The sequence below is a fragment of the Corallococcus interemptor genome, from assembly GCF_003668875.1.
Classification (GTDB): Bacteria; Myxococcota; Myxococcia; order Myxococcales; family Myxococcaceae; genus Corallococcus; species Corallococcus interemptor.
In genome coordinates this window covers 41,687-64,191 of the sequence record NZ_RAWM01000036.1, presented here as the reverse complement: position 1 = coordinate 64,191, position 22,505 = coordinate 41,687, and the positions used below count along the sequence as shown (strand labels likewise).

General features: G+C 68.3%; 22 protein-coding genes and 2 pseudogenes. 11 read left to right on the top strand and 13 right to left on the bottom strand.

Annotated elements, in window-relative coordinates:
- Window positions 1-88 precede the first annotated feature (88 nt).
- Window positions 89-1,363 (top strand): MFS transporter, encoded by a 1,275-nt coding sequence (locus D7X96_RS16105; protein ID WP_121724113.1) that lies wholly within the window; start codon window positions 89-91, stop codon window positions 1,361-1,363.
- 12 nt (window positions 1,364-1,375) lie between these two features.
- On the opposite strand, the gene D7X96_RS16100 is transcribed toward D7X96_RS16105, so the two are convergent.
- Complete coding sequence (locus D7X96_RS16100) at window positions 1,376-1,708, bottom strand: ArsR/SmtB family transcription factor (RefSeq protein ID WP_120548143.1); 333 nt, start codon at window positions 1,706-1,708, stop codon at window positions 1,376-1,378.
- A 56-nt stretch (window positions 1,709-1,764) separates the two neighbouring features.
- On the opposite strand from D7X96_RS16100, the gene D7X96_RS16095 reads away from it, so the two are divergent.
- From D7X96_RS16095 to D7X96_RS16075, 5 genes are all read left to right on the top strand, one after another.
- Window positions 1,765-2,202, top strand: a complete 438-nt coding sequence (locus tag D7X96_RS16095) for an SRPBCC domain-containing protein (protein WP_121770124.1) — start codon at window positions 1,765-1,767, stop codon at window positions 2,200-2,202.
- Window positions 2,203-2,271: 69 nt separating this feature from the next.
- Window positions 2,272-3,291, top strand: coding sequence for an alpha/beta fold hydrolase (locus tag D7X96_RS16090; protein ID WP_121770123.1), 1,020 nt, complete (start codon window positions 2,272-2,274; stop codon window positions 3,289-3,291).
- Between the two features lie 11 nt (window positions 3,292-3,302).
- Window positions 3,303-4,160, top strand: a complete 858-nt coding sequence (locus D7X96_RS16085; RefSeq protein ID WP_121770122.1) for an AraC family transcriptional regulator — start codon at window positions 3,303-3,305, stop codon at window positions 4,158-4,160.
- A 65-nt stretch (window positions 4,161-4,225) separates the two neighbouring features.
- Complete coding sequence (locus D7X96_RS16080; RefSeq protein ID WP_120548147.1) at window positions 4,226-4,633, top strand: VOC family protein; 408 nt, start codon at window positions 4,226-4,228, stop codon at window positions 4,631-4,633.
- 39 nt (window positions 4,634-4,672) lie between these two features.
- The gene (locus D7X96_RS16075; protein WP_121770121.1) at window positions 4,673-6,466 is read left to right on the top strand and encodes an alkaline phosphatase D family protein; all 1,794 of its coding nucleotides are present in this window, start codon (window positions 4,673-4,675) and stop codon (window positions 6,464-6,466) included.
- Window positions 6,467-6,469: 3 nt separating this feature from the next.
- Here the strand turns inward: D7X96_RS16075 and sitI6 (D7X96_RS16070) are convergent, their stop codons facing one another.
- Both sitI6 (D7X96_RS16070) and sitA6 (D7X96_RS16065) read right to left on the bottom strand, forming a co-directional pair.
- The gene (gene sitI6 / locus D7X96_RS16070; RefSeq protein ID WP_120548149.1) at window positions 6,470-7,195 is read right to left on the bottom strand and encodes a SitI6 family double-CXXCG motif immunity protein; all 726 of its coding nucleotides are present in this window, start codon (window positions 7,193-7,195) and stop codon (window positions 6,470-6,472) included.
- A 26-nt stretch (window positions 7,196-7,221) separates the two neighbouring features.
- A complete protein-coding gene (gene sitA6, locus D7X96_RS16065) occupies window positions 7,222-7,872 on the bottom strand; it encodes a SitA6 family polymorphic toxin lipoprotein (protein ID WP_120548150.1) in 651 nt (216 codons plus the stop codon).
- A 103-nt stretch (window positions 7,873-7,975) separates the two neighbouring features.
- On the opposite strand from sitA6 (D7X96_RS16065), the gene D7X96_RS16060 reads away from it, so the two are divergent.
- A complete protein-coding gene (locus tag D7X96_RS16060) occupies window positions 7,976-8,572 on the top strand; it encodes a plasmid pRiA4b ORF-3 family protein (protein ID WP_120548151.1) in 597 nt (198 codons plus the stop codon).
- 8 nt (window positions 8,573-8,580) lie between these two features.
- Here the strand turns inward: D7X96_RS16060 and sitI6 (D7X96_RS16055) are convergent, their stop codons facing one another.
- Window positions 8,581-9,309, bottom strand: coding sequence for a SitI6 family double-CXXCG motif immunity protein (sitI6, locus tag D7X96_RS16055; RefSeq protein WP_233609993.1), 729 nt, complete (start codon window positions 9,307-9,309; stop codon window positions 8,581-8,583).
- Between the two features lie 45 nt (window positions 9,310-9,354).
- Window positions 9,355-9,965 (bottom strand): annotated as a pseudogene (gene sitA6 / locus D7X96_RS16050) (SitA6 family polymorphic toxin lipoprotein); the annotation flags it as partial.
- Between the two features lie 47 nt (window positions 9,966-10,012).
- Here sitA6 (D7X96_RS16050) and D7X96_RS16045 point away from each other — a divergent pair.
- Window positions 10,013-10,693, top strand: coding sequence for a hypothetical protein (locus D7X96_RS16045; RefSeq protein WP_120548154.1), 681 nt, complete (start codon window positions 10,013-10,015; stop codon window positions 10,691-10,693).
- A 90-nt stretch (window positions 10,694-10,783) separates the two neighbouring features.
- On the opposite strand, the pseudogene D7X96_RS41980 reads toward D7X96_RS16045, so the two are convergent.
- Window positions 10,784-10,888 (bottom strand): annotated as a pseudogene (locus D7X96_RS41980) (SitA6 family polymorphic toxin lipoprotein); the annotation flags it as partial.
- Window positions 10,889-10,894: 6 nt separating this feature from the next.
- Window positions 10,895-13,351, bottom strand: coding sequence for a bifunctional aspartate kinase/homoserine dehydrogenase I (gene thrA / locus D7X96_RS16035; protein WP_121770119.1), 2,457 nt, complete (start codon window positions 13,349-13,351; stop codon window positions 10,895-10,897).
- A 456-nt stretch (window positions 13,352-13,807) separates the two neighbouring features.
- Here thrA and D7X96_RS16030 point away from each other — a divergent pair, with 456 nt between their 5' ends.
- Complete coding sequence (locus D7X96_RS16030; protein WP_120548157.1) at window positions 13,808-14,089, top strand: hypothetical protein; 282 nt, start codon at window positions 13,808-13,810, stop codon at window positions 14,087-14,089.
- Window positions 14,090-14,155: 66 nt separating this feature from the next.
- Here the strand turns inward: D7X96_RS16030 and D7X96_RS16025 are convergent, their stop codons facing one another.
- Both D7X96_RS16025 and D7X96_RS16020 read right to left on the bottom strand, forming a co-directional pair.
- Window positions 14,156-15,655, bottom strand: a complete 1,500-nt coding sequence (locus D7X96_RS16025) for a M16 family metallopeptidase (RefSeq protein WP_120548158.1) — start codon at window positions 15,653-15,655, stop codon at window positions 14,156-14,158.
- A gap of 3 nt (window positions 15,656-15,658) precedes the next feature.
- The gene (locus D7X96_RS16020) at window positions 15,659-17,065 is read right to left on the bottom strand and encodes a M16 family metallopeptidase (RefSeq protein WP_121770118.1); all 1,407 of its coding nucleotides are present in this window, start codon (window positions 17,063-17,065) and stop codon (window positions 15,659-15,661) included.
- 144 nt (window positions 17,066-17,209) lie between these two features.
- Here D7X96_RS16020 and D7X96_RS16015 point away from each other — a divergent pair, with 144 nt between their 5' ends.
- Complete coding sequence (locus D7X96_RS16015; protein ID WP_244219599.1) at window positions 17,210-18,019, top strand: hypothetical protein; 810 nt, start codon at window positions 17,210-17,212, stop codon at window positions 18,017-18,019.
- A gap of 9 nt (window positions 18,020-18,028) precedes the next feature.
- Here the strand turns inward: D7X96_RS16015 and D7X96_RS16010 are convergent, their stop codons facing one another.
- Together D7X96_RS16010 and D7X96_RS16005 are read right to left on the bottom strand one after the other, a co-directional pair.
- Window positions 18,029-18,793, bottom strand: coding sequence for a hypothetical protein (locus D7X96_RS16010; protein WP_147468318.1), 765 nt, complete (start codon window positions 18,791-18,793; stop codon window positions 18,029-18,031).
- 10 nt (window positions 18,794-18,803) lie between these two features.
- Entirely contained in the window at window positions 18,804-19,619 is an 816-nt protein-coding gene (locus D7X96_RS16005) for a hypothetical protein (RefSeq protein WP_147468317.1), read from the bottom strand.
- A gap of 189 nt (window positions 19,620-19,808) precedes the next feature.
- On the opposite strand from D7X96_RS16005, the gene D7X96_RS16000 reads away from it, so the two are divergent.
- Window positions 19,809-20,252 carry a CBS domain-containing protein gene (locus tag D7X96_RS16000; protein WP_121723677.1) on the top strand — a complete coding sequence of 148 codons (444 nt, stop codon included), beginning with the start codon at window positions 19,809-19,811 and terminating at the stop codon, window positions 20,250-20,252.
- Window positions 20,253-20,261: 9 nt separating this feature from the next.
- Here the strand turns inward: D7X96_RS16000 and dnaA are convergent, their stop codons facing one another.
- Window positions 20,262-21,620, bottom strand: coding sequence for a chromosomal replication initiator protein DnaA (dnaA, locus tag D7X96_RS15995; RefSeq protein WP_120548164.1), 1,359 nt, complete (start codon window positions 21,618-21,620; stop codon window positions 20,262-20,264).
- Between the two features lie 156 nt (window positions 21,621-21,776).
- Window positions 21,777-22,211 carry a GNAT family N-acetyltransferase gene (locus tag D7X96_RS15990; RefSeq protein ID WP_121770116.1) on the bottom strand — a complete coding sequence of 145 codons (435 nt, stop codon included), beginning with the start codon at window positions 22,209-22,211 and terminating at the stop codon, window positions 21,777-21,779.
- Window positions 22,212-22,505: the final 294 nt, after the last annotated feature.

Genomic DNA, 22,505 nt, shown 5'->3' with positions numbered 1-22,505 from the left:
CTGTCCTGCCGTGCGCTTCATTGCGCCTCCAAGCGTGCCGCGCCGTGCAAGGCATGAGTTCGCGGCGTGCGCTAAGACAGCGCTCGACGTGCCTGCCCATCGACTCCCACGACTGACTTCGCTGCGCCCCTTCGAATACCCCGGCTATTTCGCCGTGTGGGTGGGCGCGCTCATCTCCAACATCGGCACCTGGATGGAGACGGTGGCGATGGGCGTGTACGTCACGCAGACCACCGGCAAGGCCGAGTGGACGGGCGCCATCGTCGCGCTGTCCTTCCTGCCCGCGGTGGTGCTGGCGCCGGTGGGTGGCGCGCTGGCGGATCGCTTCGATAGGCGCGCGTACGCGGGGCTGGGCACGCTGCTGCAGGCGGCGCTCGCGGCCGTGCTGATGGTGCTGGCGTTCCGCGGGCAGCTGTCGGTGCCCGTCATCGGCGTCATCTCGTTCCTCAACGGCTGCGTGAGCACGCTCACCTATCCGGCCTTCTCCGCGCTGCTCGCGGAGCTGGTGCCGCCGGAAGACCTGCACCTGTCCACCAGCCTCAACTCGGCGCAGTTCAACCTGGGCCGCATCATGGGCCCCACGCTGGCCGCGGTGGTGTTGCAGGCGGGCGGGCCCGCGTGGGCGCTGCTCGCGAACACGCTGTCCTTCTTCGCGGTGCTGGTGGCGCTGTGGCGCGTGGTGCCGCCGGCGCGGGACGCGAACGCCAGGCGCGAACCGCTCTGGGACGGCATCCGGCGCGGCATCACCGTGGCGCGCGACGACGAGGACATCTCGCTGGTGCTGGTGGCCACCTTCTTCGTGGCCGCGCTGGTGGCGCCCTTCATCGGCCTGGTGCCGGTGTTCGCCATCCGCGAGCTGGGCCAGGGCGCGGCGGCCACGTCGCTGCTGGTGACATGCCAGGGCGCGGGCGCGGTGACGGCGGCGCTGTGCGTGGGCACGCTCGCGGAGCTCTTCGGACAGCGCAAGCTGCGCGGCTACGCGGCGACGACCATCGCGGTGCTGTCCGGCGTGTACTGGCTGGCGCCCACGCTCCAGGTGGCGGCGGTGTGCATCTTCTTCCTCGGCGCCAACTACCTCGTCCTGATGAGCAGCCTGAGCGCGTCCTGCCAGAACCGCGTGCCGCGTGAGCTTCAGGCGCGCATGGGCAGCCTCTACAGCATGGTGCTGGGCGCGGGCTATTCGCTGGGCGTCTGGTTCCAGGGCGCGCTGGCGGACCGCATGCAGCTGCGCTTCGTGACCATCGCGAGCAGTGCCATCTTCCTCGCGCTGGTGCTCACCACGCGCCTGCTCAAGCCCGCGCGCTTCGAGAACGAGCTGCTGCCCCAGGCGGACGTCCAGCCGTTCTCCGACAGCGCGCACTGACGCGCGTCCGCGTCAGTCCTCCTCCTCCAGGTCCCGCTTCAGCTTCGTCAGCAGCTTTACTGCGCCCGTCGCGTAGGAGCTGATCCACCTTGAGTGGATGTGCTGGATGGGCGCCGCGTTGAGGTAGTTCCACCGCGTCCGCCCCTCCTTGCGCGACAGCACCAGCTCCGCCTTCTCCAGCACCTTCAGGTGCTGCATCACGGTGCAGCGGTCCAGCGTCGCCTCGAAGTGTTCGCACAGCTCCCCGGTGGTGCGGGGCGCGTCCTTCAACAGGTCCAGGATGGCCCTCCGGCGCGAGTCCGCCAGCGCCTTGAAGATGAGGTCGTCCGGGTCACTGCTTGACATGTTATATTTCTATAACCTATTTGCGGGCAGGACCAGTTCACTGCAAGGGGTGCCGCATGGAGCCGAAGTTCCAGGTGCAGTTGAAGATCCGCAAGCCGGTGGCGCAGGTGTTCGAGGCGGTGGTGAACCCCGCGAAGCTGAGCGGCTACTTCGTGAAGACGAGCAGCGGTCCGCTGGCGACGGGCACGACGGTGAAGTGGAGCTTCGCGGAGGCGCCGGGAGAGTTCGACGTCATCACGCGCGAGGTGGTCCCCAATGAGCGCATCGTCCTCGAGTGGCCCGCGGACCGCGGCGCCCTCACGCGCGTGGAGATGACCTTCGTGCCCCTGGACGCGGGCAACACGATGGTGAAGGTGAGCGAGTCCGGGTGGAAGCCGGATGAGAAGGGCTTCGAGCTGTCCTACGGCAACGCGGGCGGCTGGATGCACATGATGCTCTGCCTCAAGGGCTACCTGGAGTTCGGCATCAACCTTCGGGAAGGCGGGGCCGTCTGAAATCCGCGACGCGGGGGAATGTCGCGGACAGACTGCCGTTCCCTCGCGTCCCGTTCCCGGAGGAGCCCCATGCCGTCCGCCCGCGTCCCCGCCCTGCTCCTGTCTGCCCTGCTGCTCTCCGCGCCCGCCGCGAACGCGCAGGAGTCCAGGCGCGCCCCGGAGGCGCTGGGCCTGGGCATGGAGGGCTACCCCTACCCTGCCCCCGTGCAGTTCCTGTCCGTGAAGCTGGAGGGCCAGGACCTGCGCATGGCGTACATGGACGTGAAGCCCACGGGCAACGCCAACGGGCGCACGGTGGTGCTGCTGCACGGCAAGAACTTCTTCGGCGCGTACTGGAAGGACACCATCCGCGTGCTTACCGGCGCGGGCTACCGCGTGGTGGTGCCGGATCAGATCGGCTTCGGCAAGTCGTCCAAGCCGGCCATCGCGTACAGCTTCCACACGCTGGCGTCGCTGACGCGGCAGGTGCTGGAGGAGGTAGGCGTGAAGCAGGCCGCGGTGGTGGGTCACAGCATGGGCGGCATGCTCGCGACGCGCTTCGCGCTGATGTACCCGGAGGTGACGACGCAGCTGGTGCTGGAGAACCCCATTGGCCTGGAGGACTACCGCGAGTCCGTCCCCTGGAAGTCCACCGAGGACCTCTACCAGGAGAACCTGAAGGCCACCGAGGAAGGGCTGCGCAAGTACCAGCGCGGCTACTACGTGAAGTGGAAGCCCGAGTACGACGAATACGTCCAGGTCCTCTACCGCCAGACGCTCAGCGGTGAGTACCCGCGCCTGGCCTGGGTGTCCGCCGCCACGCAGACGATGATCTACGAGCAGCCGGTGGTGCACGAGTTTCCGCGGGTGAAGGTCCCCACGCTGGTGGTGATTGGCCAGGAGGACCGCACGGTGGTGGGCAAGGGCAGCGTGCCGCCCGCGCTGTTGCCCAAGCTGGGGCAGTACCCGGCGCTGGGGAAGAAGACCGCCGCGGCCATCCCGGGCGCCACGCTGGTGGAGCTCCCGAACGTGGGCCACATCCCCCACTTCGAGTCGCCGGAGAAGTGGCACTCGGCGCTGCTGGGCTTCCTGAACAAGGTTTCGAAGTAGTCTTCCGCGGCATGCATCGCATCCGCGTGGTGCGCCACGCGTCCGGGCGGGGCGGTTGGGAGATGGCGCTGGCCACGCCGCCGCCGGCGCTGACGCCGCTCATCCGGGACTACTGCGGCTTTCGCGAGGCCATGCCGCAGCCCATGCGCCGGCAGGAGCTGCCCGGCGTGCAGGTGGTGCTCATCCTGGAGTTCGGTCCGCTCTTGAAGCACCTGGACGACGCGGGCCGGGTGACGCGGCACCGCTCCGGCTTCGTCGCGGGCCTGGACGAGCGCTGGAGCACCACCGAGCACAACGGCGAGTCCCACGGGCTCCAGGTGAACCTCACGCCGCTGGGGGCCCGGCGCCTCTTCGGCTTGCCCATGCATGAGCTGTCCCACCGGGTGACGGGCCTGGAGGACCTGTGGGGCGCGGAGGCGCGGCGGCTGGTGGAGGCGCTGGCGGAGGCTCGGGACTGGGCGGCCCGGTTCGCGTTGGCGGACGCGTTCCTCTTGAGGCGCGCGGGGCGGGGGCCGGCGGTGGATGCGGGCGTTCAGTGGGCGGTGGAGCGCATTCACCAGACGGGAGGCCAGGTGGACATCGCCACGCTGGCGAGCGAGCTGGGCCACAGCCACAAGCACCTCATCCACCAGTTCCATGAGCAGGTGGGGTTGCCTCCGCGCAGGCTCGCGCGCCTGTTGCGCTTCGACCGGGCGGTGGAGCGCATCAAGTCCGGAGGCCCGGTGCGCTGGGCGGAGCTGGCGGTGGAGCTGGGCTATTTCGACCAGGCGCACCTGAACCGGGACTTCCGCCAGTTCACCGGCGGGCCGCCGTCCGCCCTCCTGCGCAGGGCGCTGCCGGACTCGGGCGGGTTCGAATCTGGCGCGTAGGTAAAATCCGTCCAAGAAAGGGCGCGGGCGGATGGGCAGGATGCGTGGTGAAAGGAAGCCACACCATGTCCCTGCCCAGCCTCTATCCCTTCGTCCACTACGCCGACCCCGAGTCCGCCCTGCGCTTCCTGAAGCAGGCCTTTGGCTGTGAAGAGCGGGTCGTCTACCGCAAGCCTGACGGTGCCATCGCCCATGTCGAGCTGACGCTGGGCCACGGGCTGGTGATGTTCGGTGGCGCGGAGGGCGGCCGGCTGAAGATGGCCGCGTCGAAGGACGTGCCCCTGAAGAACCAGGGCATCTACGTGGTGGTGACGGACCCGGATGCGCTGTACGCGCGGGCGAAGGCGGCGGGCGCGGTCATCGCGATGGAGCTGCACGACACGGACTACGGCTCGCGGGACTTCAGCGCGCTGGACCCCGAGGGGAACGTCTGGAGCTTCGGCACGTATCAGCCGTTCGCGTCGAAGCCCTGACGCGTCGACGGCGGGGAGCGTCCATGCAAGGCTTTCCCCATGAAGCTCTTGCTGGGACCCATCCTGTACGCCCGGGCGCAGGCGACGCCGGACCCGAAGTCCCACGACGTGTGGAGCTTCTTCGTCAACGTGTTCCTGGACAGCACGTCGGCGAAGAAGCCTCCGGCGTTGAGGCTGTGTTTCCGGGACGCGAAGGGCAAGCGGGTCGCCGCGTTCGACGAGGTGAAGGCCGCGGCGGACCTCACCGCGCTGCCCAAGGACACGCGGGGCGTGGTGTGGCGCTGGGAGGTCGTCCTGCCGCGCACGGACGTGGCCCAGCGGCTGTCCTATCACTTCGAATCGCCAGACGCGCCCGGCAAGCCGGTGACCTTCGAGCGTCCACCGCCGCGAGACGACCGGCCGTGGTCCACGAAGGTGATTCCGCCGGAGCCGCTGGTGGTGTCCGACGTGGTGGTGCCCGCGAAGGGCGTGTCGCCGAACATCGCGTTCTTCTCCTGCAACGGCGCCAGCCGTGCGAGTGATTGGAGCAAGCTGACGCAGCCCTTCGCGCTCTGGGAGCGGATGCTGCAACAGCATCAGCGGGACCCGGCGGATCCGGCGAAGACGCCGGGGTTCCAGCTGCTGCTTGGGGGTGGGGATCAGCTCTACGCGGATTCGTTGCACAACACGTTGGATGTGTTGAACGCGTTCATGAAGCTGCCCCATTCGGAGCGGCTGGTGTTGCCGGTGCCGGACGGGCTGTCGGAGAGGCTGTTCGCGGAATACGTCTGGCTCTACCGGGAGCGGTGGGGCGGGAGCCAGGGCATCGCGCCGATGCTGCGGCGGGTGCCGGGTCTCTTCATGTGGGACGACCACGACATCTTCGACGGGTGGGGATCGCACGAAGAGCTCCAGCAGGCGCCCTGGTACCGGGCCCTCTACAGCGCGGCGGCTCGGGCGTTCGAGGCCTTCCAGCGAGGCTGGCTGGACCAGCCGACGACGGCGCGAGAGCCGGACGACCGGGGCGTGGCGAAGCCGGCGCGGCACTACTTCCAGACGTTCTGTTTCTCCACGGCGGACTGCGACCTGGACGTGGTGTTGCTGGACTTGAGGAGCGGCCGGACCAGCCGGGTGCTGGACACGGGAGACTCGCATCCGCAGACCGAGTTCACGGTGATGAGCCGTTCGCAGTGGGACGCCTTCGACGCCTGGCGCGAGGAGCACCGTCAGCGGCCGGAGAGCGGGAAGAAGGCACGGCACGTGCTGGTGGTGTCGTCCGTGCCGCTGGTGCATCTGCGCTTCGGCCCGGCGATGGAAAGGATGAGCGGGGGAGGCATCGACCTGCGAGACGACCTGTTGGACCAGTGGGAGTCGTCGGGGCACCGGGGCGAGCGGACGCGGTTGTTGATGAACCTGTTCTCGCTGGCGAAGAAGTCCTACTGCGCGGTGACGGTGTTGTCGGGGGACGTGCACGTGGGGGCGAGGGCGCGAGTGCGTTCACGCAACCCGGACCACCTGGTGCCCGCGCTGGGCACGGTGGGAGAGGTGTTCATCGAGCAGGCGACGTCCTCGCCCATCGTGCATCCGCCGCCGGGATGGCTGTCCTTCAAGGGGATGCTGGCGTTGTCGGAGGATTCCATCGAGGACCTGCCGGGGTTCCTGCGGACGGAGCTGTTGCCGGTGGGCAAGGAGCTGTACCTGCGGGACCGCAACTGGCTGTCCATCCGGCTGGAGCGGCCGAAGCACCGGGACACGACCGCGCGCCCGAAGCTGTGGGTGAAGTGGATCGCGGAGAAGGAGAACCTGCCCATGGAGGTGGTGGTGGAGCCACCGCCCTTCCCCACCGTGGGCTGAGGTTCAGCGGACCGGGAGCTCACGGAAGGAGATGCCGGTCCAACCCCCCTGCTCCACCGCGTCCTTGAAGCGGTCCGTGCCGATGAGGACGGTGCCGTAGTCGCCCAGGCGGAAGAGGTCCCTGTCCGTGGGCAGGGAGGCCGCGTCGAGGATGAGGTCCTCCGGGAGACGAAGGCCCACGCGCCCGCAGGTGGCGCAGGGTGGCTCCAGGTCGGGTGGCAGGCAGTCACGGTGCATCCGGCCGCGCAGTTCGAGCTGAAGTTCAACGACGTCCGGAGGGGTCTTCTGACGGAAGCGCAGCTCCGTCTTGCACCCGAGAAGGCCTCGGATGCCCGCGGCCTGGAGGTTGTCGAAGGCATCGCGGCGCACGAGGATCCAGCATCTTTCCAGCCCCGAGAAGGGAGCGAACTGCCCCCATGCACGACCTTCCAACGGGCCGAAGCTCGTTCCGGGAGCAAGCTCGGAGCCCGGGGGCGCCAGTGGGCGTACCAGCTCCCGGAGACGTGCGAACTCATGGAAGGGTTCGGGCCGGGGTTCTTCGAACTCGCCTCGTTCGGGAAGGTCCGACAGGTCTACGGCGGGGTAGTGATCCCCCCAGGTGGACCAGGTGACGCCACATCCCGGGCAATCCTTGATGCCAGGCAGGCCCCACTTCGGTGCAGCATCAAAGTCCCCCTTGAAGAAGTTCCAGACTGCTTTGTCGGTGCGCATCCTGAAAAAGCGCGTCATGGCCTTCCGATCCTCACGATGAAGGGTCAGTTGTACTGCTGGATGGGACCGCCCAGAAGCTGGAAGCGATAGATGAGTTCCCCAGCGTGCCGGAAGATCTCTTGTGGTGAAGCACCTCGGTTGTCTGTGCTGAATTCACGCCACGCCTCATTCCACAGGCCACCCTTGGGCCCTCCGCTATGGATACGCCGGTGGACATGCACGGGGATGGGGATCGTGTACTGGTGGATGTCGACACCTCGATCCTTGAACCACCGGGCCAGGTCTGGGGCCTGCGGGAAGATGTGGTGCTTTTCGAACTTGCCCGCCGGCAGTTGCCTCTGAGGAGGCACGGGCTTGGGGCTCCCGTACCAGGGGAATACCATCACGGGCTCCACATCACCCGGCAGGCCCATGCTGCCGCCCCAGTTGCGCCGGGGCCCGCTTCCTGGCGCGGGAGACACGGCCACGGGTGGCGGCCGGGGCGGCAGTCCCCGGGCCAGCACCACCTCCCCGGGCACGTCCTCGCACCGGAAGAAGCCGCAGGCCGTGTCCCCGCACACCAGGGTCACACAAGCATCACTGCTCGCATCGCCGCACTCGGCTTCGGCGTCATCCCACCGCTGCTGGAGCGGCGTGCTGGACGCGCATGCAGCCATCCACAGCAACAGCATGCCGGACGTCAGGCTTTTCCTCATGGCCGGAAAGCCTAATTGACCGTGTCATTCTCAACGCGTCCCATTCCCTGCGCATTGGGACGATTTCTCGTTGAGGGCTGAGGTGACAAAGAGTCCTTCACGCATGGCCATCCGAAAGAAAACGGCTGTCAAAGCATCAATCCATGTGTTGCACGTCGAGTTGGCCGATATCTCGCCTGCAATCTGGCGAGAGCTTCACGTTCGAAGTGACACGCCGCTCTCGAAGCTGCACAACATCCTGCAAGCAGCCTTTGGATGGACCCACAGCCACATGCACATGTTCGAGGACATCTCACGGCAACAGTACGGACAGCTGATTGACGGAGATGCCGATGACTTCAGCGCTGGTGGCCCACCCCTCTTGGACGAGCGCAAGTACACCGTCGCGGACATCGGCCCGCGGGCTCGTAGCGTCTTTGGCTATATCTACGACTTCGGTGACGACTGGGTGCACCGCATCCGGGTCAAGAAGGTGCAGCCTCCCGAGGTCGGCAAGCGCTACCCCACATGCACCGCCGGAGCACGCGCTGCTCCACCCGACGACTGCGGTGGTGTCCCTGGTTATGAAGACCTGCTTGAGGCGCTTCGAGATCCGGAGCACGAGGAGCACGAAGAATTGTTGGAGTGGGTCGGAGGTTCCTTCAACCCCGAGGCGTTTGACCTGAAGGCCACGGACAAGGCGGTCCGCGCCGTCAAGTGACTGGATCCTCAGGAGCGGACCGGGAGCTCACGGAAGGAGATGCCGGTCCAACCCCCCTGCTCCACCGCGTCCTTGAAGCGGTCCGTGCCGATGAGCAGCGTGCTGAAGTTGCCCGCGCGGAACAGGTCGGTGTCCGTGGGGAGTGAGGCCCCGTCGAGGATGGGGTCATCCGGAAGACGCACCCCCAGCCGTCCGCAGGTGGCGCAGGGCGGTTCCATGTCGGGGGGCAAGCAGTCCCGATGGAGCTGGCCGCGTGGTTCGATCTGGAGCTCGAGGAGTTCTGGAGGCGTCTTTTGACGGAACCGCAGCTCGGTCTTGCAGCCGAGGAGCCCACGCACGCCCGCAGCCTGGAGGCTGTCGAAGGCGTCACGACGTACGAGGATCCAGCAGCTTTCGAGCCCTGAGAAGGGAGCGAACCGGCCTGTCGCGGTACCCACCAATGGACCGAAGGAAGTACCGGGTGGAAGCCGTGAACCTGGAGGCACCAGGGGACGGACCAGTTCCCGAAGACGGGTGAGTTCGTCAAAGGGTTCGGGCCGCGCTTCTTCGAACTCTCCTCGTTCTGGGAGGTTCGACAGATCTACAGCGGGGTATTGGTGTCCCCACCCGCCCCAGGTTGCGCCGCAACCCGGGCAGTCCTTGATGCCAGGCAGCTTCCATTTGTGCGTGGCATTGTAATCGGCGCTGTAGAGCGCCTGAGCCGCCTTGTCGTTTCGGAGCTCGAAGTAACAGGTCACGGGAGTCGGTCCTCGCATGCGCGAGGGTCAGTTGTACTTCTCGATGGGGCCACCCAGAAGCTGGAAGCGGTAGATGAGCTCCCCGGCGTGCTTGAAGATCTCTGGGGCTTTGGCTCCTTCGTTCTTGCTCTGGAACTCGCGCCACGCTTCATTCCATAAGCCACCTCTGGACCCACCACCGTGGATGCGTCGGTGAACGTGCACGGGGATGGGGATTGTGTACTGGTGGATGTCGATCCCTTTGAACTTGAACCACTCAGCAAGGTCCTGCGCCTGCGGGAAGATGTGGTGCTTCTCGAACTTCCCCGCCGGAGCTGCCGCTGAGGCGGCACGGGCTTGGGGTTCCCATACCAGGGGAACACCATCACCGGTTCCGCATCACCCGGCAGGCCCATGCTGCCGCCCCAGTTGCGCCGGGGTCCGCTTCCGGGCGCGGGAGCCACGGCCACGGGTGGTGGCCGGGGTGGCAGTCCGCGCGCCAGCACCACCTCCCCGGGCACGTCCTCGCACCGGAAGAAGCCGCACGCCGTGTCCCCGCACACGAGGGTCACACAGGCGTCGCTGCTCGCATCTCCGCACTCGGCTTCGGCTTCATCCCAGCGCTGCTGGAGCGGCGTGCTGGATGCGCATGCTGCCATCCACAGCGCCAGGAACATCAGCATCTTTCGCATGGCGGGAAAATCTACTCATATCTGGCGTCCCTATGACCAACGTCAGACTTGAAGATCTGGGCAACGCAACGACCCTCGGCTCCCTTCGCGAATCCCGATGGTCAGGGGAACTCCGTGCCTTCGAGGGATTCGATCCCTGCATCATCCGGAGCATCGACACAGACGTGGATGTCCCTGGATGCATCAAAACGGGTGACGGTCCCTACGTCATCCAGATCAACGGCTCGCTCAAGACGAAGGACCACCTCCATCTCTGGACCGAGGACTACTTTCCCGGGCTGATCATCGTCCGAGGAGATCTTCACGCCCGAACGCTGTCGTTCGGCAACGGAGCCCGGATCTTCGTCGAGGGCTCCGTTCTCGTGGAGGACTGCCTCTTCGGGCAGTACGGGGACCACAACGCGGTCCTCAGCGCCACGGGGGAACTTCAGGCGCGGGCCGTCTTCCTCGCGCACGGCGCCCGTGTCTACGCGGACAGAGGCGTGCGCGCCCTGGTCTACGCGCCGCGGGGAAGCTGGGAGTCTCTGACGCCTGACATTGAGAACGAAGGCATCGGGGATGGCGTTGCGTCCTTCGACCCCTCGGTGCTCGACCGCTACGGCGATCTCCACTTCCGTCAGGCCGAGGAATCCGCGCGTGCGGGGAAGCCCCTGTTCCTTCCCGGCGTGGAAGAGCGCTTTCCCCAGCGACTGTCCTCACGAAAGACAGACTGAACTCCAACCGCCCTGCTCCACCGCGTCCTTGAAGCGGTCCGTGCCGATGATCATGGTGCTGAAGTTGCCCCGCGGAGCCAGAAGAAGCCGCCCGCACACCAGGGTCACACAGGCATCGCTGCTTGCGTCACCGCACTCCGCTTCGGCTTCATCCCAGCGCTGCTGGAGCGGCGTGCTGGACGCGCACGCCGCCATCCACGCTCAGGGCAGCGGCCCCTCCACCAATCGCAATACATCCGCGAGCACTCCCGCCGCAGTCACCGCGGCTCCCGCTCCGTAGCCTCGAATCACCAACGGCGTCGGGCTGTACCGCTCCGACAGGAAGCTCAGCGCGTTCTCGCCTCCCTTCACCGCCGCCAGCGGATGCTCCAGCGGCACCGGCACCAGGCCCACGCTCACACCCTCCGGGCCCACGCTGCCCACGTAGCGCAGCACCTTGCCTTCCTTCCGGTGCGCGTCCACCCGCTTCTGGAAGATCTCATCCGCCTGCGGCAGCCGTGCCAGGAACTCCGGCAGCGGGCCCTTCGCGTCGAACTCCTCCGGCAACAGCGACGCCAGCGCCACCTCCTCCAGCTCCAGCGAACGCCCCAGCTCCCGCGCGAGGATGAGCACCTTGCGCGCCACGTCCGTGCCCTCCAGGTCGTCTCGCGGGTCCGGCTCCGTGAAGCCCTTCTCCATCGCCGTGCCCACCGCCCTCGACAGCGGCACACCGGCCTCCGTCAGCCCCAGGATGAACGACAGCGAACCCGACAGGATGCCCTCCACCCGGTGCACCGTGTCTCCCGTGCGCAGCAGGTTCTTCAATGTGTCGATGACCGGCAGCCCCGCCCCCACGTTCGTCTCGTAGAGGAACTTGCGCTGGTGACGCACCGCCGTCTCCCGCAGCGCCCTCCAGTGCTCCTGCCGCCCCGCGTTGGCCTTCTTGTTCGCCGTCACCACATGCAGCCCGGACGCCATCAGCGCCGGATAACCCAACGCCACGTCCTCGCTGCTCGTGCAGTCCACGAAGATGGGCCGGCCCGGACGCCTCGCCTTCGCCCACGCCCGGAACGTGTCCAGCGTGAAGCCAGACTCGCTCGCCTCCAGCCGCGCCTTCCAGCCATCCAGCGCCACGCCCTCCGGCGCCACCAGGCTGTGTCTGCTGTTGGCAATGGCACACACCCGCAAATCCAGCCCATGCGCCCGCAGCTTCGGCGCCTGTTGATGGATCTGCCGCAGCAGCTCCCCGCCCACCGTGCCCACGCCCGCCACCAGCAGCTCCACCACCTCCGTGGTGCCAAAGGCCTTGCGGTGCACGTGCGCCATCGCTCGCGGGCCGTCCTCGCGTGCAATCACCGCGGAGATGCTGCGCTCGCTCGACCCCTGCGCGATGGCCGCGATGCTGCAATCCACGTCCGCCAGCGCGCTGAAGAACGTCCCCGCCACGCCCACCCGGTGCCGCATCCCGTCTCCCACGATGCTCAACACCGCGAGCCCCGGCTGGTGCTCGATGGGGTCCACCTTCCCCGCTTCACGCTCCACCTCGAACGCATCCTCCAGCGCCAGCACCGCCCTCGCCGCCTCGGATTCGCCCACGCAGAAGCTGATGGAGGACTCACTGGAGCCCTGCGTGATCAGCACCACGGAGATGGACGCCCGCGCCATCGCCTCGAAGACGCGCGCGGCCGTGCCCGGCACTCCCTTCAACCCCGCGCCCGCGATGTTGATGAGCGCGATGTCCGGCAGGAACGACAACCCCCGCACCGGATGCCGCGACGCCGGCGCCGTGGCCGTCACCCGCGTGCCCGGATGCTCCGGCCGGAAGCTGTTGCACACCCGCACCGGGATGCCCCGCTCCCTCGCGGGGGCGATCGTCTTCGGATGCAGCACCTTCGCGCCGAAGTAGGCCAGCTCCATCGCCTCCTCGAAGCTGACTTCTTCCAGCGCGAACGCCTCCGGCACCAGCCGGGGGTCCGCGCTGAAGATGCCGTCCACGTCCGTCCAGATCTCCAACAGCCGCGCATCCAGCGCCGCCGCCGCCAGCGCCGCCGAGTAGTCCGACCCACCCCGCCCCAGCGACATCGTCTTGCCGCGCGCATCCCCACCGAAGAAGCCCGGCATCAACATCAACCCCGGCCCGCCCTCGCGCAGCGGCGCGAACCGCGCGCGGATCTCCTCCACCCGGGGCGTCGCCTGCAGCGGGTCTCCCGTGCACACCAGCGCCTGCCTCGGGTCCACGCTCACGGGCGAAAGCCCCCGCGCCTCCAGCAGCGCCGCGAGCAGCAGGCACGACGCCCGCTCCCCCAACCCGGACAGGTGCGCCAGCACCGACGGCGAGCACTCGCGCAGGAGCCCCACGCCCTGCAACAGCCCGCGCAGCTCGGCACCCAGCGCCACCAGCCCCTCCGCCAGCGGCAGCGTCTGCGCGGGCTTCAGGTCCGCGCTCAGCACCTTCGCGATGGCGGAGTGCGTGTCGTCGAACCGGGCGCAGGCCTCCTGCACGGACTCGCCCTCCTGCGCCACCTTCGCCGCCTCCACCAGGAGGTTCGTGATGCCCGACGCCGCGGAGGCCACCACCATCACCCGCTCGGCCTTGCGCGCCTCCTCCACCAGCGCCACCACGCCGCGCATCCGTTCCGCATCCCCGACACTGGTGCCACCGAATTTCATCACGCGCATGACACGGCCTCCTTGCGGAACGGCGGGGGGGCTCGGTGATGGGGGGGACTTGAGGGAAGCGGCGTCATTCGGGTCCTCGGGGGTGGCAGCTGACAGGGGAAACGAAAAAGCCCCGCGCTCGGGAGGAGCGCGGGGCCGGGTTCGGAAGGGGGACCTTCAGGAGGTCCACTTCGGAAGTCAGGCGGTCCGCGCTCCGCGAGGAGTCAGGCCGGTGCGAGTGCGAGTCTCGGTCAGCGCGGTCTGGACGCGCGCGCCCACGGAGGACGTCGTCCCCTCGTGCCGCTGGCTGTTCCCGCTGCGTCCGGCCATGGAGTCCCCATCCTAGCCGCTTCCACCAGGCAAGGTCAGGGGGCAGGCAACCAGCCCCCCGCTCCATGGCACCCACCGTGGTGCATGCGCCCCCGGCTGCCGACATTGAGCGTGTGTGAGCTGTCCCACCACCTTCCGGAGCAACCCATGACCACCCGCAAGAAGAGCGACACCGCCCACAAGCCTGGCTTCGCCAAGGACCGCGTGGATCGGGGCCTGGAGGCGGACGACACCAAGCCCCTCTACGGTGATGACGTGAAGCACTCCACCGAGGAGCAGAAGTTCGCCCTCGACAGCGACGGCCCCGTCGGCGGCCCTGTCGCGAACCCGCGGAGCGTGCTCGACAACGTGGACGACGAGGAGCGCGAGGAGCGCGGCCGCCTCAAGGCCGAGGCCCGCCAGGAAGAGAACGAGCCCACCCGGGAATGAAAAAAACCGGGGCCCCGACACCCACGTCGGGACCCCGGCTTCAACACCTTGAAGTGAAGCGCCCGGCTACTTGGAAGCCGGCGTCTCCACCAGCGTGAGCTTGCCCAGGTTGAGCGGCGTCACCTGCTCCTGGATGACCAGCGGGTCGCCCACGAGCACCACCTGCATGGTGGCCGGATCCAGGTAGGACTCGGCCACGCGCTGCACCTCCGCGGCGCTGGCGTTCTCCAGCCCCTCCACGGTGCGCTTGAACTCATCCATCGGCCGGCGGTGGAAGTAGAGCTGCGCGGCGCTGCCGCCCAGGCCCTCCACCGTCTCGAAGGCGCCCGGGAACGCGCGGATGAGGCCTTCACGCGCGGCGGCCAGCTCCTTCTCCGTGATGGGGTTGGACTTGATGCCTGCCAGCTCCTTGATGAACTCATTGAGCGCCGGGCCCGTCACGTCCTGCCGCACGGCCGCGTACGCGGTGAGCGGACCCACGCCCAGGCGCGTGCCCAGGTGCGCGTTGGCGCCGTAGCTGTAGCCCTTGTCCTCGCGGATGTTCATGTTCAGCCGGCTGCCGAAGAAGCCGCCGAACACCGTGGTGGCCAGCTCCAGCGGGTACTCGTCCGGGTGGCCCGCGGCGAGGCCGGGACGGCCCACCAGCACCACCGTCTGCTCCAGGCCCGGCTTGGGCACCACGCGCACCTGCTGACGCGGCGGCGCGGGAGGCGCGGGCGGCGGCTTGGGCGCCACGGCCCCGCCCTTCCACCCGCCGAAGTACTTCTTCCCCCACTCCACGGCCTGCTGGAGCGTCACGTCACCGGTCATGATGAGCGCGGCGGCGCGAGGCCCCGTGTTCTTCAGGTAGAAGTTCTTCGCGTCCGCCAGCGTGAGCGACTCCACCGTCTTCGGCGTGCCGCCGGACGTGTGGCCGTACGGGTGGTCCGCGCCGAACACGGCCTGGTAGTAGGCCTGCTGCGCCAGGAAGTTCGGGTCGCCCATGCGGCGCACCAGCTCACCCAGCTGCTGCTTCTTGCGGCGCTCGAAGGCCTTCGCGTCGAAGGTGGGCCGCAGGACGACGTCCGACAGCAGGCTCATCGCCGCGTCCACGTTGGTGGTGAGCACGCGCGCGCCCACGAAGGCGCCGTCCGGATCCACCGACATCGCGGGCGACACGCCCAGGTCCGCGAACGCGTTGTCCAGCGCCACCGTGTCGCGCTTGCCCGCGCCCTCCAGCAGCATGCGGTAGGACAGGTCCGCGATGCCCAGCTTCGCGGCGGGCTCCTGCGCCACGCCCGCGGCGAAGGCGATGCCCACGAACACCAGGGGCAATTCCTTGCGCGTGCTGACGATGACGGTGAGGCCGTTGTCCAGCTTCGCCTGCTCGAAGGTGGGCAGCACCAGCTCCGGCGACTGGCCGGGCTTGGGCTGCTGGTCGCGGAACGCCTCCGCGTCCGGCGCCGGTGTCTGGGTTTGCGGCTGGGATGCGGGCGGTGTCTCCGCGGGAGGCGTCTCCGCGGGCCTGGTGGTGGCGCAGCCGGCGACGGACAGCGCGAGGAGGGCAGTAAGGATTCGGCGGTGCATGACTTAACGGGCCTCCTTGCCCGGAGCGGAAGACGGCGCGGCCTTGCCGGCGGGCGGCACGGCGTGCAGCACGACGCGCCCGTCGGGGCGCAGCACGTCGTTGGCGAACTGCTTCACCGTTTCGGGCGTCACCTCCTGGTAGCGCGACAGGTCCTGCGCCACGTAGCTGGGCTCGCCCACGAACTGGTTGTACGACTGGAGCGTGTCGGACTTGCTGCCGGAGCCGCCCACGGCCTGCAGGCCCGCCAGCTGCCGCGTGTCATAGCGGGTGCGCGCGCGGACGATCTCCTCCTGCGTGACGCCGTCCTTGCGGACCTCGTCCAGCACCGCGTCGATCTCCTTCTTCAGCTGGTCCGTGGTGACGCCGGGCCGGGCCACCGCCTCGATGGAGAAGACGGACTGCGCGCCCTGGCTCTGCTGCACGGCCTCCACGTTCTGCGCCAGCTGCTTGTCCAGCACCAGCCGGCGGTACAGGCGGCTCGCGCGGCCCGTGCCCAGCGCGGTGGCCAGCACGTCCGCCGTCGCGTCTCCGGGCTTCAGGTACGGGGCGGTGAGCCAGGACATGGAGAGCAGCGGCAGCGTGGCCACCTTCTCGTCGTGGCGGATGGTCGTCTCGCGAGTGACCCGCACGGGCTTCACGTCCGGACGCTGGGGCTTGGGCCCGGAGGGCAGCGTGGCGAAGTACTTCTCCACCAGCGCCTTGGCCTTCGCGGGGTCGAAGTCGCCCACGATGGCGAGCGTCGCGTTGGAGGGCGCGTACCACTTGCGGAAGAACGCCTTCACGTCATCCACCGTGGCCGCGTCCAGGTCCTTCATGGAGCCAATCACGTTGCCGGAGTACGGGTGCGGAGGCGGGAACAGCGCCTGCCACGCCTTCTCCTGCGCCTCGCCGTAGGGGGCCGTCTCCACGCCCTGGCGGCGCTCGTTCTTCACGACCTCCTTCTGCGTCTGGAGCTTCTTCTCCGTGAGCGAGTCCAGCAGGAAGCCCATGCGGTCGCTCTCCAACCACAGCGCCGTCTCCAGCAGGTTGCTGGGCACGGTCTCGTAGTAGTTGGTGCGGTCGAAGCTGGTGGTGCCGTTCAGGTCCGTGGCGCCCGCCTGCTCCAGCAGGCCGATGTGCACGTCGTCCGGCACGTGCTTGGAGCCCTGGAACATCATGTGCTCGAAGAGGTGCGCGAACCCGGTGCGGCCCGGCGTCTCGTCGTAGGCGCCCACGTGGTACCAGACGTTGACGGCCACCACGGGCAGCTTGCGGTCCACGGAGAGGATGACCTCCATGCCGTTGGGCAGCGTGTACTTCTCATACGGGATGGCCAGGTTTTCGCGGCCGGGCTCCAGCGGCTTCGCCTGGGGGGTCTGAGCGAGCGCCGGAAGCCCCACGAACAGGGCCGCTGCGGCGAGGGCCTTCAATCGGGACAAGGTTCCTCCACGGTTCAGGACGGTCTGTCGCGCGCTTAGCACGCGCCCCGGGGCCTGTAAGCCGGAAGGCGACCGGGTGGGCGCCGGGGTGCCGGGTGTTGCTCGCCGTGCGACACTGCGGCCATGAGCCTGGAGGTGCCCCTTTCCCAGCAGGGCCGCTGCGCCGTCCACCCGGACCTGCCCGCGGGCGGTACATGCTTCCGCTGCGGCGGCTTCTTCTGCGCGGACTGCGCCACGTCCGTGCCGGGCCTGGTGGCACGGCTGTACTGCAGGGCCTGCGCGGCGCGCCCGGACGTGAACTACCTGGAGGCCCTGCGCCAGCGTTACTGGGGCAAGCGGGATGGATGGGCGTGGTGGGTTGCGGGAGTGACGCTGCTGTGCTGCGTGGCCACGGCCGCCGCCCTGACGGAGTGGGGGCTGGACGCGACGAAGGATTCGCTGTTCGCGCTCCTCTTCTTGGTGCCCGTACCGGTGGGCGTGGCCTTCTTCCTGGGCAAGCGCTGGGCGCGGCATGCGCTGCTGGCCACGCCGCTGGTGATGGCGGTGGTGGCGGGGGCCCTGGTGCCGGATGCGCGCTTCTTCTTCGCCTTGTGCGTCATGCCCGCGCTGCTCATCGGGGTGCGCATCCACCGCGACGCGCGCAATCAGCTCTTCTTCCAGCTGCCGGTGCCGCCCAGGGCGCTGAAGGCGCTGTGGGAGCAGCGCTTCAACAACCCCATGGCGCAGCAGGCCCTGCGGTTCGGGTTCAGCTCGGTGCTGATGCCCCTGCTCGCGCCCATCGCGGTGATTTGCGGCGCGGTGGCGCTGACGCGCGTGGACCCGGAGGCGACCCCGCCCATCGGCCGCCGGGGCCAGGCCATCACCGGCCTGGTCCTGGGGCTCGTGGGTCCGTTGCTGTGGTGGCTCGTCCTGCTGCCGTTGCTGAGCGGCCGGACCCACTTCTGACCGCGGCGGTCAGGGGGACCGGACGCTCACCCTCCCCCGCGTGCGGATGGCGTCGCGCGCCTTCTCCAGCGCGCCCTCACACGCGCCGGTCGCGTTGTCCAGGACCATCTCCGAGCCCACCCGGGACAGGTTCCCGTTCCGGTAGCACGCGCCCAAGGGCAGGTCCGTCAGCCACTGGCTGTGGACGAACGTCACGTGCAGCAAGCCGCCCTCCTCCAACCTGACGTCATGGGGGGACTCGAAGCCCATCACCGTGCCTCCGCTCAGGAAGATGGTCATGTTCCAAGACTGTCCGTCCAAGGCGAGGGTGCGGGCCGAGAAGCCACCCTCCCCCAGCACGAAGCTCACGCGCCGGTAGGTGCCGGGCGGCAGCCTCAGCTCTCCCCCCTTCCAGGCCTTCCCCGTGGAGAGGTCGATGGAGAACGGACCCGCGAGCGTGAGCGTGGCCGGGGGACCTTCGGGCTGCTCGCACCCGGTGCCCTGCGGCAGCGGGTCGCTCAGGTCGCCGCAGCGCATCCCCTCGCCCAATTCCACACGGATGTCGGCCACCTCCATGCGGACCTCATTCAGGGCGAAGCGCATGCCGTCGCTGGACATGATTTCGGGAGGACCGGCTGGGTCGGTCATGGCATGGACGCCGGACGCCGGAACCGGCAGGGAAGACGCGCCCACCGAGGCCGTGTTCAGCGAGAAGACGAGCCGGGTGGGGCTCGGGTCGCCACAGCCGGACATCCCCAGGGACAGCAAAGACAGACACAACCAACGTGAGTTCATGGACATGGGTTCACCGGTGGGAGGCGAGGTACATCCGGGTGCTGACTTCGATGTTCTGCTGCATGCGCTCGGCGGCGCCCGCGCACGCACCCGTCCCTGTCTCCAGGCGCAGCGTGGTGCCATCCAGGGTGAGGTCTCCCAATGCCAGACAGCTGGCCACGGGGATGCCGTCGAGCCACGTGGTCAAATCCAGGCTGCCCACCACGACGGTGTCCTCCGCGGGAACGGCGATGTCGAAGGGGCCCCGGGGCTCGAAGCGCAGGGCCGCGGTGGAGGCGAAGGCCACCTTCAGGACATGGCGCTGATCCTCCCAGGTGAAGCTCGCGTCCACGCTGAAGCTGGGGAGCGCGGGGGTGTTCTGGCCCAGGCGGGCTTCGATGCGGGAATAGGTTCCTTCCGGGATGCGGAGCGTCCGGTCCGGGATGATCGTGGCGCTCAACCAGTTCACGTCCAGCGGCTCCCGCACGCTCAACGCCCCGGGCTGTCCGTCCGCCGCGTCGGTGCAGGTCATCAACGGAGCCAGCTTGCCCTCGTAGTCCGAGCACTCGCGCCCGGACGGCAACTCCAGACGCACGTCGAACAGCGTGGCGTTGGCGGACTCCACCGTGAACTTGAGGCCGTCGTTCGAGGTGAAGGTGGGCGACACGAGCGGGGCGTCCATCGCCGTCCGCCGGGACGGCGAGGACTCCTCCGTCAGCGGACGCGTGTAGGTCGTCGCGTTGATGCCGAAGCGCAGCTCGGTGGTGTCCGGGCCGCTGTCACACGCAGGCAGACCCAGCACGGCGACAGCAAGGCCGGAAGCACGCAACCAGGGGATGGAGGGCATGTCGGAAGGAAGCACCGCGAAAGGGGGAGCGCCTCCGGCCGGACGTCCCGATGCGAGCGCCTCGGAAGGCCCTCGAAGCCCCAGCATGCCCGATGCCCGGGGAGATGGACAGACATCCGTGAAGGCAGGCCATGTCAGCGGACAGGCGGGTGCCCACGCTGAAGGAGGAACCCCCACAGGAGAGACGCCATGGCAACGCAACGAGTAGGCGACGTGATGACCCCGGACGTGGAGGTCGTCCGCCCGTCGGATTCCCTGAGGGTCGCCGCGGAGAAGATGCGCGCGCTGAACGTGGGCCCCATCCCGGTGTGTGACGGCGACCAGCTGGTGGGCATGGTCACGGACCGGGACATCGTGATTCGCGCGGTGGCACAGGGCCTGGACGCCGAGCGCACGCAGGTGGCCCAGGCGATGACCCGCGGCGTGGAGTTCTGCTACGACGACGACGACCTCACCCAGGCGGCCGAGAAGATGAGGGCCTCGCAGATCCGCCGCATCCTGGTATTGAACCGGGCCAAGCGGCTGGTGGGCATCCTCGCGCTGGGAGACATCGCGGCGGAGCTCAGCGACCAGGAGAGCGGCAGGACACTCGAGGAGGTCTCCGCCCCGTCACAGCCGGCCGCGCCGCACTGAAAGCAGCGGCTACATGCCGCCGAGCTTCGTCTCCAGCTCAGACAGGTCGCGGTGCACGGCGGCGTCCGTCTCCCGCAGGCCCTCCACCTTGCGCACGGCGGAGATGACGGTGGAGTGGTCCTTGTTGAAGCGCGAGGCGATCTCCGGGAAGGAGCTCTTGGTGAGCTTGCGGCTGAGGTACATGGCCACCTGGCGCGCGTGCGCGAGCGCCTTGTGGCGCCGGTCCTCCTTCAGCGCCTCCACGGTGACCTTGTAGAAGCGGGCCACCTCGCGCTGGATGGCCTCCACGTCCACGGTGCGCTGCGCGGGCAGGATGTCGCGCAGCACCTGGGACGCGAACTCCTCCGTCACCGGCTGCTTCGTGAGGCTGTGCATCGCGGACAGCTTCACGAGCGCGCCTTCCAGCTCACGCACGTTCTTCTGCACATGCTTCGCGATGAAGTGCGCCACGGGGTCCGGCAGGTTGAGGCCTTCCTGTTCGGCCTTCTTCTGGAGGATGGCGACGCGCGTCTCGTAGGAGGGCTCGCGGATGTCCGCCATGAGGCCCATGGCGAAGCGGCTGCGCAGGCGGTCCTCCATGCCGGGCACCTCCGCGGGCACCATGTCGCTGGTGAGCACGATGGCCTTGTTGAGGCCGAAGAGCGTCTCGAAGGTGTAGAAGAACTCCTTCTGCGTCTCCTCGCGCTTGCCCAGGAACTGGATGTCGTCGATGAGGAGCACGTCGCACTCTTCGCGGAACTTCCGGCGGAAGTCCGTCATGCGGTGCTCGCGCACGCTCTCCACGTACTCGTTCGTGAATTGCTCGCTGGAGAGGTAGACGATGCGCTGGGTGGGGTCCTTCTCCCAGATGTGGTTGCCCACGGCCTGGAGCAGGTGCGTCTTGCCCAGGCCGGTGCCGCCGTAGATGTAGAGCGGGTTGTAGTTGTGGCCCGGCCGGTGGGCCACGGCCTGCGCGGCGGCGGCGGGCAGCTGGTTGCTGTCCGCGACGACGTAGGTGTCGAAGGTGAAGCGCGGGTTGAGGCGCGAGGGCCGCGTCGAGTTCACCTTGATGGTGGGCGTGGGCGGCAGGTCGGAAGAAGTCGGCGGAGGGCCGACGACGACCTCATAGGCGACGCGGCCCAGGGACGGCTCCAGCCGGGCCAGGTGCGTCTCCAGCATGGAGCGGTAGTGGTCATCCACCCAGTCGCGGAAGAAGCGGTCCGGAACGCCCAGGACCAGGGCGTTCTCGCGCACCTCCATGGGGCGCATCCGCTCCAGCCAGGTGAGGGCGTAGTGCAGGCCCTCCTGGCGGATGGCTTCCAGCGTGCGGGTCCAGATGACGCCGGCACTGGGAAGCGAAGGCGAAGGGGCTTGGGCGAGGGCGTTCACGTAGGAGGCTCAAGAACGCGCGCGGAAGGAGGGAACCCGCGGGCGTTCGGCGGTGCTAACACCCGCTCTCCGGCTGATCAAGGAACCGGCCTGTAGCACGGATCAGCGGGACGCCCTTTGCGGGTGGAGATGAACACTCACCGTGGCCCACAACTCCTACGTCGGATCCAGCCGCATGAGGACCTCGGCCGGATCCTCGTGGGGCACGGTGTGGAAGCCGCACTTCTCCAGGACGCGGATCGACGCGAGGTTGTGGGTGGCGACCCACGCATGCAGCGGCCGGGTAGGCACGAGCGGGAGGAACTCGGAGAGGGCCCGGGTGGCGAGCCCCTGGCCCCAATGCTCGCGGCCGATCCAATAGGCGACGAGGCGCTGGCCCTCCTGTTCCCAGCTGCCGATGTTCCCCACCACCACGCCGCCCATCACGATGGTGCGGTTGATGTTCCCGGGGCGCAGGACGTTCGTGCGCCAGTGGGTCATGAACGCATCACGCTCCCGCGATGGAAATCCGGCCATGCGAGCCGCTTCGGGGTCGCGCTGGTGTTCGAAGAACAGGGGGAGGTCTTCATCCGTGACGTCGCGGAGGATCATCCTGGAGAAGCTACTTGAACGGGCCGCGCACCCACCCGCTCGCCGTTCCTTGCCCCCTGCTCCCTTTTCCTACATGATCGCCCGGTCCACCCGGCGCAGGGCTGCACGGTCGGCGCTGGTGATCCTTTCGACCTTACCCACTTTTTCCAAGGGGTCGAACAGGCACTTTCCTCCAAGAGTTACGGCAGGTTGAGCGTCCTCAATCTGCTGCGGAGTGAAAGTCGCAGGGGTGGCTACAAGGGGGGCCCAGCGGCAAGAATCTGGACCCTTAAAGGCGGCATGAGCATCCCCCAG